This is a genomic window from Dyadobacter sp. BE31, assembly GCF_031457695.1.
Classification (GTDB): domain Bacteria; phylum Bacteroidota; class Bacteroidia; order Cytophagales; family Spirosomataceae; genus Dyadobacter.
Genome location: NZ_JAVDXA010000002.1, coordinates 1,102,644 through 1,117,735 on the forward strand (window position 1 = coordinate 1,102,644; position 15,092 = coordinate 1,117,735).

Sequence of the window (15,092 nt, forward strand, 5' to 3'; positions counted from 1 at the left end):
TATCAATTAATATTAAAATTTGACATTGATCCCGAAGTTGTAGCTTCTCGTCACCGGGTAGGTAAGCCCCGCTCCAAACAATCCTTCCACTTTTTCCGGATCGAAAGGCTTCACGAACGGATCGGCCCAGGTGAAAATGTTATGGGCATTGCCATACACGCGCACATCGTTGATACCGATCTTTTTCAGCCAGGGCAGGTTGAAGGTGTAACCCAGCTGCGCGCTCTTGAAACGCAGGTAGGAGGCATCTTTCCGCCAGGCGCCGCTCTCGGCGTACATGGCGCCCACATTGTAGTTGAAGCGGGAGGCAGGCCATTCTCCGGGGATCCACTGGCCGTCGGGCGACTGGTGCCATCTGTCATAGAAATACTCGGGCGTGTTGCCGCGGAATGCGAACACTTCGGCATATACCTCGCGGAAGCGCACGCTGTATTTGCCCGAGCCCTGAAACAATGCCGTGAAATCGAAACCTTTCCAGGAAGCATTCAAAGTCACACCATAGTACATTTTCGGATCGCCGCCGAAAAACAACGGAACAGCATCGTTACCATCGATTACCCCGTTACCATCCACATCCTTATATTTGAAATCGCCTGGCAGCTCGCGGGTGTTACCGAGGTCGCCGTTCTGGATCGGCGCATAAATGACCTCGTCCTTGCTCTGGAACTGGCCTTCGAGCTGGTAGGCCCACACCACGTCGTTCCACCGGTTGGTAGCTCCGCCGCGCCACTTGTCCGTGCTGCTCAGGAACTCACCGCGCTCTACGTAGCGGTTCTGCGTGCGGGCAAAGTTGAAGTTACCCGAAATACCGTATTTGAAATCGCGGATCTGCCCGTTGTAGGCGGCCGAGAACTCGATCCCGCGCACGCGGTCGCTGTTCAGGTTTTCCTCGGGCAGGGTACCGCCGAATGTGTTGGGCAGCGAAACATTCCTGCGTGCGAGCAAACCCTTGCGGTCGCGCTGGTAAATGTCGAAAGTGAAATCGATTTTGTTATCCCAAAGACCCACGTCGATACCGACATCCTGGATGTTGGATTTGAACCAGGTGAGCTTCTCGTTCACGATCGCCGGGGAGGCCGCACCGGTGGTGTAATTGCCGTTGGTGAACTCATACCCGCCACCGCCGGTGAGCGAGAAGCCGGGCACATACTGGAACGGCGCACCCGCGTCGGCACCCACAAGGCCGTACGAACCTCTCAGTTTCAGCATGGAAATGAAGGGAATGTGCTTCATGAAACCCTCTTCCGACACCCGCCATCCGGCCGATACTACCGGGAACAAGCCCCAGCGGCGGTCGGGATGGTAGCGGTAGGAGCCGTCATAGCGCGCAGCGACTTCGAGCAAATACTTTTCTTTGAAATCATAATTCAAACGGCCCACATACGACTGGCTGGCATATTCCGCTTCGGACCCGCTGGTAGTCTGGTTGTTCAGCCCCGCCTGGTCGATCTGGTCGTTGGTGAAGAATGCGTACTCACGCCCGAGCCCCGCCCAGCGGTTGTGCGATTCCTGCTGCTCGTATACCAATGTAGCGCCCAGGTTATGGTTTTTCGCGATCACGGTGTTGTAAAACAGCTGTCCCTGGAAGGTAATGCGGTTGTTATCGGTGAAATTGTTGCCGATCCGCGACGGGTTACGCTGGGCGTGGGCAATGTACTTGTCGGTTGCCGCGTCGTAGGTATACAGGTTGTAAGCTTTCGAAACCGATTTGGCGCGGTAGTTATTGCTGTCATAAGCCACTAACCCTTTAATGCGCAGCCCCGGAACGAACGGCACGGTGTAGGTCAATGCGAAGGTCGACTGGAAGAACTTGTTCACTTCCTGCGAGTAGCCGGTCAGGCTCCTGTCGGCCAAAGCCACGGGGTTATAGCCGCCGCTCAGCAATGCGGGATATTTCGGATTGTCGTTGGCATACGGGCGCTCAGTGGGCAATGCAATGCGGGTACCCTTGTAAATGTTAAAGAAGTTATCACCCGGCTGGTCACGTTTATCGAACAGCCCTGAGAGGATCAGGTCCGCTTTCAGGTTTTTGGTTAAATCAATACCGATATTGGACCGGAAGGTGTATTTCTGATAGCCCATATCACCGCTTTTGAGCAAACCGTTTTCTTTTTGGTAGCCAAAACTGGTAAAGTAGTTCACCACGCCTTCGCCGCCCGATGCCGAAATGAAATGCTGCTGCTGGCTCGCCGATTTGTTCAAAGTTTCCTTATACCAATCGGTGCCCTGGTAGCCCGGTGCGCCGCTGCGGAACTTCTCGATTTCCTCGGGAGAAAACACCGGGTTCTCGCCCAGGTTCTTCGCGGCGTCGTTCCGCATTTCCGCCCATTGCAATGCGCTGGTCATTTTGGGGACGTCGGTAGGGCTTTGGCGGCCATACACCATATTGTAGCTGAACTGCGGCTTGCCCTGCTTACCCTTTTTCGTAGTCACGATTACGACGCCATTTCCGGCACGGATACCGAAAATCGCCGCGGAAGCATCTTTCAGTACGGAAATGCTTTCGATATCGTCCGGGTTGATCTTCTGAAACTCATACCCGCCGTCACGCGCCACGCCGTCGACCACATACAATGGCTCGCCGAAGCCGCGTATATTGATATTCGTGCTGAATGAGCCCGGCTCGCCGGAGTTCTGGCGGATCTGCACCCCGGCCACCTTACCTTGCAGGCTTTGTGCCAAACTGGTGTGAGTGGTGGTTTTGATTTGCTCCGAAACGATGTTCGAAATAGCGCCGGTGAGTGTCTGCTTACGCTGCGTGCCGTAACCCACCACCACTACTTCCTGCAACTCATCCGTGCTGAGTGCGAGTTGCACATCGAAGCTCGTACGGCTACCGACGGCGATCTCCTGCCTTTTGTATCCCAAAAAACTTACGATAATCACCGCGCCCGATTTGGGAACGGAGAGCGAAAATTTTCCATTGGCATCAGTGGTAGTACCTTTCGTGGTGCCTTGCAGCACAATGCTCGCGCCGGGAATAGCGCTGCTTTTCTCGTCTTTCACTTCGCCGCTGATGGCGGTTTCGTCCGCGGCGGATTGCGCCCATGCGCCCGCTTGCACGAGCAGCATCAGGCATAGTGCAGTGCATACATGCCGGAGCAACGTCCGGATGCGGTGCCCGCACAAGGGTTTTGATAGAAGTTGTTTGTTCATACCGTAGGGTTAAGTTCCTGTTCGTTTAAATGCATGAAAAGCGGTCGGCCGAACCGTGGGGTCAAAGTAATCGGGGGTTAATTAAGAAATGGTTAACAAACCATTAATAGGGCGCTTAATCCGCTTGATTTTTACATTATCCTGGTAAAATATTGGGGGATTTTGGGGTAGGGCAATAAAAAACGCCTCACACGGGTGCGAGGCGTTTGGTTACTTGGGTGCCTTTTAAGGCTTCGCTTCCATTTTATGAGGATGCGCATCGTCGCAATGATCCCAATGCCCTCTGTTCCATGGGCCACCACCGTGCGAGGCCCCGGCTCGGAACGCAAAGATGTTCATCATGATAAATGCGAAAATGATCGCGATGGCAGCTACACGTGCGGCGATGGTCAGGCCGCGGCGTTGGGAGAACGGACCGTAAATGTAGCCGATGATGAAAACCATACAGGCCACGAATAGGATACGGGCGAAAATCAATAATCCGAAAAACATGGTTTCTAAAAGTTTAAGTGAAACAATGATGAAGTGTAATCGCTATTTAAGCAGCGCCTCGCTTTCAGCTTTGCCCCAATGCGGCATGACGGTGAATGCCGCTGCGGGAAGTTTCTGAATGGCCTTCCCGGCGAGTTCTTTGGCCAGATCCTTGTCGCCGCCCCAGAGTTTGGGCGTGTAGTATTTGGTCCAGGCTTCGAGGTAAATGGCACGCGGGTTAGCGGCATCCAGTTTTTGTGCTTTCTTTAAAAACTGGTCGGAAAGCGGGCCGAACTCCCTGCCCATGGTCATAGGACTGATGAAAACCTTGGTGCGGTAAATCATCGCCCGGACGACATAGATTTCGGCTAGCACCTTACTGTCGCCGTTCGCGAGCGACTCGCTTTTCTTGATCTGCGCTTCGCCGCGCACGCTGTAAGGCTCGATTTTCTCGCCGTCGTCTTGCAGAAGAAACCCGGCTTTAGCATTACAAAGAGCAGCATAGTAGTAGGGAAGCCATTCGGTTTTCCGGGCATTGCCCATTTGGACAAACGTTTTTTCAAGCGCCTGAAAATCGGCAACCGACTTGGCCTGATCGAGTTTTTTGACGGATGCTTCTAATTGAGCAGTGTAGTCTCCGTTTTGCGCAAAAGTGAATGCGGCAGTGCAAATGAGCAGGATGGTGGTGATGAGCGTTTTCATGGTTTTGAATGATTGAATGATTGAATGACTGAATGATTGAATGATTGAATGAGTCGGGAGTTGACGATTTTGGACTTTGGCCTCTGAACTCATTGACTTTGATCGAGGAGGTCCTTGGTCCGGTCGATGCCCAGGCTCATGAAGATGCCGACGAAATAGAAGCGTGTGGCGGGGAGCGTAACGGGCGTTCTGAACTGGCCGTTGTAGGCGTAGGTATACCCGAATACCTGCTTCGTCCCCAGCACATTGTTCGCCCCGAACGCGAAACCTGAGTAATCCCGGAATTTCGATTTTTTGAAAAAGGTCATCATCTTGGACACGTGCAGGTTGAGGACATTGTAGGGGAGGGCTGTGCCGGAATCGTAAATGCGGGTACCGGCATCTCCGCCGGCGCGGATGTCGTAGTAAGGCCGCCCGGCTGCGTAGGAATACGAAACATTGACATTGGTGCTCATTCCCTGGAAAAAGCGTTTGACGGCGATGGTGAAAGTATGCGGGCTGGTGAACGACGGCCGGATGCTTTCGGGGTAATTCAGGTAGTTACGTTTCGTGTCGAGGTAAGTGTAAGTCAGCCAGTAATCCAGGTTGCGGACGGTCTTTTTGTCGCGCCAGAAGAGCTCCAATCCTTTCGCATAGCCATCGCCGGCGAGGGAGATATCCGGAAATGTCCGCACCAGGTTCCTGTACTTTTTGTAATAAACCTCCGACCTGAAAAACCGGTTATTGGCCTTTTTGGAGTAATTCAGCACATAATGCTCCGAGCGGGAGAACCCGGGTTGAAGGTTTTGAAAAAGATACCGGTTCTCCGGTTTTTGGTAGAAAACACCGTACGCGAGGTTCAGCTGGCTGCCGGTTGCCAGCCGATACCCCAGGCTCGCACGCGGCGCTAGCACTGCCTTGCGAAGCAGGCTCGAATACTCGGCCCGAAGTCCCGGCCGGAATGCCAGGTGCTCACCCAAATGAATGTCAGCTTCCATAAAAATAGCCGACAGTTGATCGCGGAGCGTCGCCGGGGTTCCATTGGAATGTTGCGTGTCACGGAAGTAGAATGTCTCGCCGCCGAACCGGAACGCCTGGTTGCGCTCGAAGTTCCGCGTGAGTACGGCACGGCCCTGTGCGAAATGCGAGCGGAGGGTTATGTCGCTGTTTTTGGCAAAAAATGGCGCATTCGGAATGGCAATAGGCTCATTACTTCCGCTGAGCAGCCGGTTATGAGCCATATTTTTGTCGAAAGTATAGGCCATACCCGCGTCGAGGCGCCAGTTGGGTCCGAAGTTGGTCCGGTAGCTGACGGTTCCGTAGATATTCGGGTTTTTCAAACGGAAATCAGAGCGGAGCAGCGAGCTGTCGGTGTCCGGGTTCCGCATGCCGATATTGCTTTCGGCAAAGGCGATGTACGCTTTGAGTATGCCTGTTTTTCCGGTTTTGACGCGGATGTTCGCATTGGCACTGGTGTATTCCGGCCCGTAGTAGTAATCCGGGTGCTGGGAGACGACCTTATTATACAGGCTTTGATTGCTGTAAGCGAGCCCGCCGCCGTAGCTGCTTCGCCCCGATTTCGCCAAATGCTGAAAACCCGCTCCGAGGTTCGAGGGAAATACGCTGAAATTGGCGGAGCTTTTTTCAGGCAGATCGATGCTTTCGAGGATCAGCGCGCTGCTCATGGCCTGTCCGTACAATGCCGAGTAGCCGCCGGTGTTGAACAATACACCTTTGAAAAGGAACAGGTTAATGCGGGCCGGCTGCATAATGCCCGGTACGGAAGCATAGTTCGGGTTTTTCATGAGCGTACCGTCGACGAACATCCGGGTTTCGTCGCTGGTCCCGCCGCGCACAAACAGCCCCTCGCGCTCGCCCACCTGCTGCGCACCCGGGAGCGACCGCAGCGCATTGGAGATGTCGCCGCCATTGCCTGCTACCGTGTAAGCGTCGATGGGCGTGAGTGATGCGCCTTTGGCCTTGTCGCTCGCTTCGAAGCTGCCGGCGCTCACCGTCACGGCTTCGAGGGTGTTGGCGGCATCGTCGAGGGTGATAGAGAGCGTAATGGTGCTATCCGCAATGGTAACTGTTTGTTGTTGTGTTTTGAAACCAAGAGACGATACGACGAGCGTCTGATTGCCTCGCCGGGTAGTCACGAAACCGAACTTGCCGAGCGAATCGGCTACGGTACCAGATTGGGAGCCTTTCATGCGGACGTGCGCTCCGGGAACAGGTTCGCCCAATGGCCCCGTTATATCGCCGTTAATGCGCGTCTGCGCCCCGGCCGCCAGGGTGAGAAGCAGGCTTCCCGCCATCAGGATGAGTTTGGTTATGAATGCATTGGAAATCATGGCTTTGTTTGTTTTTTGACCAAAGCTATGGTATGCCTTGTTGCATTTCAGGGAGAGTAGACCACACCGTTAATGTCTGCGATGAAACCGTCAAATCCTGCGACGATCAATCGGGCGAGATATTCAGTATTTTGCGGAGATTGTCTTTGTAATGCTCACTGACGGGAATTTCGGCGGCGCCGATCAGCACGAAATCACGCTTGATCGCGGTGATTTTCCGGACAGCTACCAGGTAGGACTTATGGGTACGGACAAATGCCGGTTCCGGGAGTTTTTCTTCCAATGCCTTGAATGTCATTCGGGTAATGACCGGCTTGTCGGCGGAGGTAAGGTAGATCTTGACATAATCTTTCAATCCCTCGATCCAGGCCACATCGGCCGCTACTATTTTCACCAGCGAGTATTCAACATTCACGAAGAAATCGGGCAGCGCGGCGGGTGGTATAATAGCGGGCGTTTTGTATTTCAGTTCGAACAGTTCGTGGGCCCGGTTGCAGGCTTTCAGAAAGCGCTCCATACTCACGGGTTTCAGCAGGTAATCAACCACATTCAGTTCGAAACCTTCCAATGCATATTGGTCATAAGCCGTTACCAGGATCACGAGCGGCGGATCGGGAAGGGTTTTCAAAAATTGCAAACCGCTGAGACGGGGCATTTGAATGTCCAGGAAAAGCAGATCGATGCGCTCGTTTTGCAATATCTCAATGGCCTCCATCGCATTGCGCGCGGTTTTCACGAGCGTCAGGTAGGGCACCTGCCGGATATTGTCGACAAGGAGGTCGAGCACGAGCTTTTCATCATCAACGGCGAGGCATCGCATCATCGTAAATCCAGGTTCAGGGTGACAGTGAAAACTTGGTTGCGGTCGTCGATAGCGAGGGTGTGTTTGTCCGGATAAATGAGTTTTAACCGGGTGCGTACATTTTCGAGGCCAATGCCCGAATGACCGTCTTTCGTTTCGCCCGCGTAAGCATCGTACGGATTGGTGACTGTTAGCGTCAGAAGCCCGTTCGTGGCTTCGAGGCGGATCAGAATGTAAGGTTCATCGAGCCGTGAGGTGCCATGCTTGAATGCATTCTCCACAAACGGGATCATGATCATCGGTTCTACCGACAAGCGGCCGGCCTCCGTATCCATTTGAATATCCAGTTCAATGCGCATTCCATCCGAAAAGCGCAGTTTTTGCAATTCAATATAGCTTTTGAGATAATTCGTTTCCTGCTGCAAGGTCACTTGTTTCGCCTGCGTGTCGTACGTCATATAACGCATGAGGTCAGCCAGGCGGAGGAGCGCATCTTCAAGTTGGTCGGACCGTTGTCTCGCAAGCGCTACCATGTTTGTCAGCACATTAAAAAGAAAATGCGGATTGACCTGCGACCGCAGCAGTTTCAGCTCGGCGGCTAATTGCTGCGCCTCGTATTCCTTTCGCGCACGTTCCCGGCGAATGCCGTCGCTTACCCGGCGATACACAATGCTTGCCGCGAATACCAACACCGACGGGCCGAATATCAATCCGGCGGCGCTGCGGAGCACTACTTCCGGAAAAAAGTGGGCTACAATCTGGTATTTGAGGGCAAAGGAGGCCATGATCACGGCGATCGCGCAGGGAATATATAACCACCAGCGCCAGCCGCGGGCCAGTTTGGGATAGAGGTAAAAAGCATTGAAATAGAAAATCCCCGCGTGAATCAGGCCCGCCAGCACGAAAAACGCCGCCGGTAACCCGCCGATCCTGTATCCTTCGTCGGCCGATGATATAAGGTAGGGCAGAAGCAGAATGGTCACCCATATGCCGATATGGATTGCAATCTCCCGTTTCTGCTGCGCTTTCAAGGATGTCATGTGAAGTGTAAAAATCCAAATTTATACGAATCGCCTGCTAATCAAAAGAAACGGGCAGTGATATAAAAAAATCAGGCGGAGAGAACCTCCCCGCCTGATACCGTTAACCTAAACAACACATTAATAACGCATTGGTGTCATAATTATCGGTTGATAAGCACTTTCCGGTTGATAACCTCACCGTTCTTGTGCGTGATCGTCAGAATGTACATGCCTACCGGCAGGCTCTTCACATCGATGGTTTTCGAAACGTTTTTACCCGATTTGTAAACCGAAAGTCCCGTCAGGCTGTGCATTTCTACTGCCTTAACCTGGCTCCAATCCGTACTTCTCAGGTTCAGGACGTCGGATACCGGGTTCGGATACGATTCCGAGTTCAGCGCCGGCACGTCGTAGCCAACCTTGATGATCTTACTGTAAGCGAATGTCTTATCGGTATCGATCATTTTCAGGCGGTAGAAGTTATCACCCGGAGCTGGTTTTTTGTCAACGAATGTGTAGTTCACCACTGAATAGCTCTCGCCTTGCGATTTTTGCGTGCCAATAGTCGCCCAGTTTTTGCCGTCGGCGCTGCGTTGAACATCGAAGCGGTCGCTGTGCGTTTCTTCGGCCGTGTTCCATTTCAATGCAATGGTGTTTTCAACTTTCGCACCGCTGAAATCGATCAATGTCACCGGAAGCGAGCAGTCTTTGTAAGCAGAGAGCGTGTCCGAACAGCCGTTCAGGGTAGCCACAATGGTTGCCGTTTCCTTGCTCGGAACATTGATAACCGTGTTGCCGCTGACAGTACCCTTGTCGGTCGTGATTACAGCGCCCGGGGTAGCCGTGAAGAATACGGTATACGTTTGAGGGTTGGCCGCGAACTGGCATTCGTACTGGGCGCCGGTCAGCGCGATGGTCGGCTTCTCATTGACATTCACAGTGGCCGTCTGTCCGGAGATCGGCGTCGTAGCGCCGCCCGCGCCGGCTACATTGGTCAAAGTGTAAACAAATGATCCCGTCGTGCCTGTCGGTACGTCTACGGTCGCTGTCGTGTTCACACCCGTGGTCGACACGGTCAGGTCACCGCCGCCATTGATTTTGTAGGTAAATGTAAACGGAGCGATACCATTCACAGCCGTAAACGTAATCTTAGGTGCCGTTTCGTTCTGGCAGGCAGTAGTGCTGCCCGAGATCGTCGCCGTGAGGTTGTTCGACACGGTTACAGTGGCCGTTTGAGCCGAAGGCGGCGTCAAGGTACAGTTCTGAGCGTCAGTCACCGTCACCAGTTCATAGGTAAATGTGCCCACGGCAGCAGTCGACTGGCTTACAGTTGCGCTGGTTTGCACGCCGGTGGTGCTCACCGTCTGGTTAGTTCCGTTATTGACCTTGTAAGTGAACGTATAAGGCAAAGTACCGCCGGTAGCGCTGAAAGTAACGTTTGGCGCCGGTGCACCCTGGTTCACAGTAGTAGTTCCTGCAATGCTCGAACCGGTGATCTGGTTCACGGTCAGTACCGCCGCATCGGAAGTGCTGTTGTTACAAGGGTTGGTGATGATACACCGGTATTCCGAAAGGTTATCGCTGGCAGGAATGTTGCTCAATGTCAGTGTTGGATCATCGGCAGTCGGGTTTGTGCCGGTTGTAATGTTTGCGAATGAGCCGCCGAATAGTTTTTTCTGCCATTGGTAAGTAACACCTGTCTGCGAAGTAGCTACGGTGAACGAAGTGCCGGAGCCTGCACAGATCGTCGCCGCATCAGGCTGGTCGGTGATCGGCGGAGCCGGGGTAGGGGTTACCGTTACTTTGAACGAGCAGGTAGGGGCCGTTCCGATGCCATTCGAAGCCGTTACAAGTACGGTTGTCTCGCCGGCAGGGAATGCGTATGGGAATGTGATCGGGTTGCCGCCGACTGTATAAGTAATGGTTGGGGCAGGGCATCCGTCTGCGGTTGCTGTAAATGTCTGTGTGGACGTACAAGTTCCTGCATCCGGTGAGAAAGTCTGGTTGCCTGGGCAGAATGTGATGACCGGCACCGACACCACCGGGGTGACGGTCGGGTTGCTGCTTCCTGCTGCGTTCGGATCATCTGTAAGCACATTGGCAAAATTGCTGCCGCTTACAGTACCTTGTGTCGAAACCTCGCAATCAGACACCGGGATATTCGCATCAATTACCACCTTGAACTTGATGATGGTGTTTTTGTTGGCCGGTAATGTAAAACCGGCGCCTGTGCCATTCACCGTTACAGTTTCACCGGACTGTGCTGCTTCCGTTCGTGCCGGGCTCGGCGCAGTGGTTACGGCTTGTGCGATTTCCGCCTTGGGTTCGGTTACAGCCGGTGCCTGGGCAGCCGCCTGTTGTACCGGTGCTGCCGGTGTTGATACTGAATCTGCCGAAAGCCTGCCTGCCATTGGTTCCTCGATAGCTGCCATACGTAAGCCGCTGAATGAAGGAGACGGACAAGTTCCGGCGCCATAGTTGACCGTACCGCTGCCGGTTTTCGTTGCTGAGTTAGAAGGTGTGTTGAGGCCTGCGTTCCATGCAGCTGAGGCGGATGCTCCTGCTTGCTGCACGTTCAGCACGGTTCCCGCTGTACCGGCTCTGTAACCCGCTGCGAAAGGTGAATTAGGCGATAATATTACGTCGTTGTTGGTAACATTAACGCACAGCGTGCCATTGTTGCCTGTGCCGCCTACGGAGTTCAGGTACAGACCGTGTGCAAAGCCGTTTCCGGTAAGTGTAACCGTATTGTTGTCGGCGATGACACTGCTTAGCGCGCCGCCGGTCGACGCCGGCAGGATACCAATACCCACCCCGTTGAGGGAATTGTTAATAGTGTTGTTGTTTATTTTGAGGACACCGCGCGCCGTTGTTCCTTCGGTAGAGAATGTGATACCCTGGAAAGAACCCTCCGTTGCTTCGTTATCGCCATTGTTGGTCAGTGTATTACCGGTAACGTTTCCTTCAAGATATCCCTGATTGAAGGCGAAGAAGTTGAAACCGGGGCCACCGAGGTAATCCGAGATATTGTTTGCTACATTGAACTTAACGCTGGCTGTTCCCGACGCGGAGATGTCGATGCCTCTCCCTTGGTCGTCTCCGGAGCCGATATCGATAGTGGCGTTCTGGATGTCTGCCTCTATCTGTGAAGTGTTGTTGGCAAAGACCTCTATACCCGTTGTGACCGGTCTCAGAAACTGACAGCTAGTCTGAATTTTGAGACTCATAACAGAGTTGCCTGCCCCTTCAAATAGCAAACAGGCAGCGCCGCCCGGATCTTGGAATGACGAATTAGTTACATTCAGCCTCGTCATATTGACGTTGTTGTTTCTGAAATAAGCTGACCGTCCGCCTGCGTTTTTCAACGTGGAATTCACGATCGAGTTCGTACCGCCTACGTTCATCGCGTAGATATTGCCTTCTTCGACAATCGTTGCGGAGCCCGATTGATTGATCGTACTATTGGTGAGGTTGAAGTTGCTGCCTCCCCGGAGGTTAATCCCCATTTGGACCACCGTTCCGCTTACCACAATGCGATCCAGCGTAAGGCCGGCCACATTCGATCCATGAATCGCCGCGTTGGCATTGGAATTGTCGGTGTTGGAAGTTACAGCACCTTCGGCTGTGTTGGCGTTCGTCAGGTTCATGTTCTTAATGGTGATACTCTGAACGTCGGTCAGTTCGATCCCGCGGTTGGCAATGTTCTGGATCGTTCCGCCTGACCCGCCTGTTGTTCCGGTACCGTTGATCGTGAAGGAACCGGTAGCATTTGCAAGCGCCATACCTTTGTTACCTCCGTTGGCCGATACGGATGTCAATGTGATGTTAAGGGCAACTTTATTGGCGACGCTGGCGCCGACGATGTCGATGGCTGGCACCGATGATGCCGAAATACTACCAGCCGGTATCGTGAGCGACCCGGTACTGGCCGAGATCTTGATCGGGCTGACGCCATTTGTGGCAGAGGAGCTCGATACACTGGAGAAACTGGCTGCTAATGTTTTGTTTGACAGGTTCAGAGCGCTACCGCTACCGGATAAAGCCATTTCTGTCGCTGTAAATGTACCGGCTGCTGATCCGGAAATTTTGGTACCGGTGGTATTTCCTATGTTCACCCCCTTGATGCTGTTGGTGGTCCCGAGATTGATCGCATTGAGCGTGCCGGATGTGGTAGTGATCGAAGGTCTGCCGGCATCGGTTCCGGTAGTAGCCGGAAGCTGGTTGGTGCCGTCTGGCTGGGAGAAGCCCGTAAAGCTGAGAATCGACTCCGTTGAACCTTGTCCAAGCAGTTTCTGGTCATTCCGCAAGGTAAGCGGACCGGTGTATGACCCGGAATAAATGAACACAACTTGCCCGTTTTTAGGGTGTAGCCCTACTCCGTCATTGATTGCCTCGAAAGCGGCGATCGTGTTGAATGGCTTGCTCAATGTGCCGGTACCGCCCGCAGCCGCGCCGGAATTGATAAACCAGATCATAGTGGTTGCACTTCCCACGGTAATCGTAACCGTAGCGGTAGACGTCATGCCAGAGCCGTTTTGAATCTCGTAGGTAAAAGTGTCATTACCGGAGAAACCAGCGACCGGCTCATAGGTGAATGCGCCGGTTGTGGCGTCGACGGTGGCCGTACCGCCGTTTGTCGAGGTGATGGTTGTCGAACCGTTCAGGCTTATGGCTGTGCCGTTCGGGCTTATATCATTCGCAAACAGACCCGTGCCCGAAGGGATATTGATCCCGACGTTTCCAATGGTCGTGTAGGAGTCGTTTTGCGCGATGGGGCTTGCCTTTACCGAGCCTGGTACCAGTGTCGTATTGGCGTCGATCTGTTCGGTGAACACCGTCGCGGTGGCAGGGTCGGGTCCGCCGTTGGTGATGGTGACGGTGTATTCCAGCTCGTCACCAGCAGAAGCTCCGGCAGGGCCGACATTGTTGGTGATTGCGTACGTATTCGTAGCGGTGATGCTCGGTGCGAGAAATGCTTTGGTTCCCGCTTTTTTGCGGGCGCGGGCAAATGGCACCCGTTCTTTCTGTTTTTGGATAGACCGGTCCTCCTTTCGGACGGTCCATTCCTTGGAGACGGCCGGGGCGTCGGCTAATCTGGTGACGATTTCAACGCCCGACGCGAGCAGGGCAACGCCTGCCAGGTATGCGTATAAGTTTTTCATAGTTTTAGTTTGTTAAGCAATCATAGGCTCAATATTCATCTCGTATTCAGTTCTAAAATTCAGGTTTACGAAAAGACCACTTCGTAGCGCATTCCTTCTGCATCGAGCGCGACGGGGACCATAAACACGTCCATGAACTTGCCGTTCGGATGGATAATTCTGTAAATGCCCTGGTCGCGGGGCTTACGGTCACCGGTCGTTTGAAGCTCGATCGAGAACGATTTTCTTTCCAACGGGGTGTAGCCGTTTAGTTCCGTTACGCCGGTTACAACTGCTTGCACTACAATGTTTTCTGCGAAATGGATGTCAACCGGCTGTTCCAAATTAGGTGTAAAATCCGAGGATGTGATCTGGCTTAAATCGTATGCTTCCATTCCATTAAATGATAAATTCCATTGGTTTCACTAATTGTTCTAAATCCAAGGCGGGTATACAGATTCTTGGCGGGATTGAAACTCTCGACATGGATCGTGAGCGGACGATCGAGCGCCGCCGCTTTTCCGAGGAGATCTTCAAAAATACCCCGGCCGATTCCCTGGTTGCGGTACTCCGGCAGGATACTGATGTCAATGATCCGCATACCCTGTCCCTGGTGATCTTCCTGGAAGTAAAGTCTTCCGATCGTTTTGTTGTTCTTTTCAATAACCCAGAAATCAGCACCGATATAGTTTTTCTGATAGTATTCATGCTGTGCCCGAAACTGGCTGGCGATAAACTCTTTTTTCATGAGGTCGGACCAGTGCGGAACCCTTTCCATTTCTTTTTCCCTTGTGCTGCCATAAATTTCCAGCAGTTTATCCATGTCGGCGGACTGAATGGGCCGCAGCCGCAGGTTGGGGTCGGTAAGCTTTAACTTCATCAATAATCAGAAAAAATTTAAACAGTACTACTCCGGGTCTTTTACTAGCCTCTCGCCGGGAAAATGCCCTGCAAGGCAATGCAGAAATTGACCGTCAGATAAGGCATCATGTTGTTATGCGGCAAAGTACCACCGGTGACCGAGAGTAAGTTCGGAGACATCATCACCTGTGGGCTGGGGCCGGCCGTAAATACGTTACCATTCTGGGAAACGGCGAAAGCATTGTCTTTTGGCCCCTTTGCATCCGCCAAAGCACCCACGGCGTTAATGGCATGCGAGTGCGAGGGTATCTCGGATACAAGGAGCGTTAGACTTTCTACGCCCGACTGCTCACCGAGAAAGCGTTGGGAGAGCCCGGGGCCATCCCCCGGGTGCATCGGCGCCGAACCTTGCAGGTCGGGAAGTGCGAAGGTCGATTTGCCATCACCCCCGTAAGTCGTTCCCAGCAATGCAAACAGCGCGGTGTTCTGGGAAATGGGCATAATTTGTCCATCGCAAAACGCCCAGCCGGTCGGAGGGAAATTAAAGGGGAATATTCTTATTTCTGCTACGAATTGATCTGCCATGATGATTGAATGTGTTTTGAGG

10 protein-coding genes are annotated in these 15,092 nt (G+C 53.1%); all 10 read right to left on the reverse strand.

The features are described 5' to 3' along the window. Positions 1-12: 12 nt before the first annotated feature. On the reverse strand, positions 13-3,156 hold the full coding sequence (locus J2Y43_RS13140; RefSeq protein ID WP_309983219.1) for a TonB-dependent receptor: 3,144 nt from the start codon (positions 3,154-3,156) through the stop codon (positions 13-15). A 225-nt stretch (positions 3,157-3,381) separates the two neighbouring features. Further along, complete coding sequence (locus J2Y43_RS13145) at positions 3,382-3,648, reverse strand: hypothetical protein (RefSeq protein WP_309983222.1); 267 nt, start codon at positions 3,646-3,648, stop codon at positions 3,382-3,384. Between the two features lie 42 nt (positions 3,649-3,690). Beyond that, positions 3,691-4,329, reverse strand: a complete 639-nt coding sequence (locus J2Y43_RS13150; protein ID WP_309983224.1) for a hypothetical protein — start codon at positions 4,327-4,329, stop codon at positions 3,691-3,693. 89 nt (positions 4,330-4,418) lie between these two features. After that, positions 4,419-6,659, reverse strand: coding sequence for a TonB-dependent receptor (locus tag J2Y43_RS13155; RefSeq protein WP_309983226.1), 2,241 nt, complete (start codon positions 6,657-6,659; stop codon positions 4,419-4,421). Between the two features lie 106 nt (positions 6,660-6,765). Then, entirely contained in the window at positions 6,766-7,482 is a 717-nt protein-coding gene (locus J2Y43_RS13160; protein WP_309983228.1) for a LytTR family DNA-binding domain-containing protein, read from the reverse strand. After that, a complete protein-coding gene (locus J2Y43_RS13165; protein WP_309983231.1) occupies positions 7,479-8,501 on the reverse strand; it encodes a histidine kinase in 1,023 nt (340 codons plus the stop codon). Before J2Y43_RS13165 ends, J2Y43_RS13160 begins: the two co-directional genes overlap by 4 nt. A 143-nt stretch (positions 8,502-8,644) precedes the next feature. Continuing rightward, positions 8,645-13,645: an Ig-like domain-containing protein gene (locus J2Y43_RS13170; protein ID WP_309983233.1), complete on the reverse strand. Its 5,001-nt coding sequence runs from the start codon at positions 13,643-13,645 to the stop codon at positions 8,645-8,647. 65 nt (positions 13,646-13,710) lie between these two features. Continuing rightward, positions 13,711-14,019 (reverse strand): DUF6916 family protein, encoded by a 309-nt coding sequence (locus tag J2Y43_RS13175; RefSeq protein ID WP_309983236.1) that lies wholly within the window; start codon positions 14,017-14,019, stop codon positions 13,711-13,713. After that, positions 14,001-14,504 (reverse strand): GNAT family N-acetyltransferase, encoded by a 504-nt coding sequence (locus tag J2Y43_RS13180; protein ID WP_309983238.1) that lies wholly within the window; start codon positions 14,502-14,504, stop codon positions 14,001-14,003. The genes J2Y43_RS13175 and J2Y43_RS13180 overlap by 19 nt, the downstream gene beginning before the upstream one ends. A gap of 44 nt (positions 14,505-14,548) precedes the next feature. Beyond that, positions 14,549-15,070: a tail fiber protein gene (locus J2Y43_RS13185; protein ID WP_309983240.1), complete on the reverse strand. Its 522-nt coding sequence runs from the start codon at positions 15,068-15,070 to the stop codon at positions 14,549-14,551. Between the last annotated feature and the right edge of the window lie 22 nt (positions 15,071-15,092).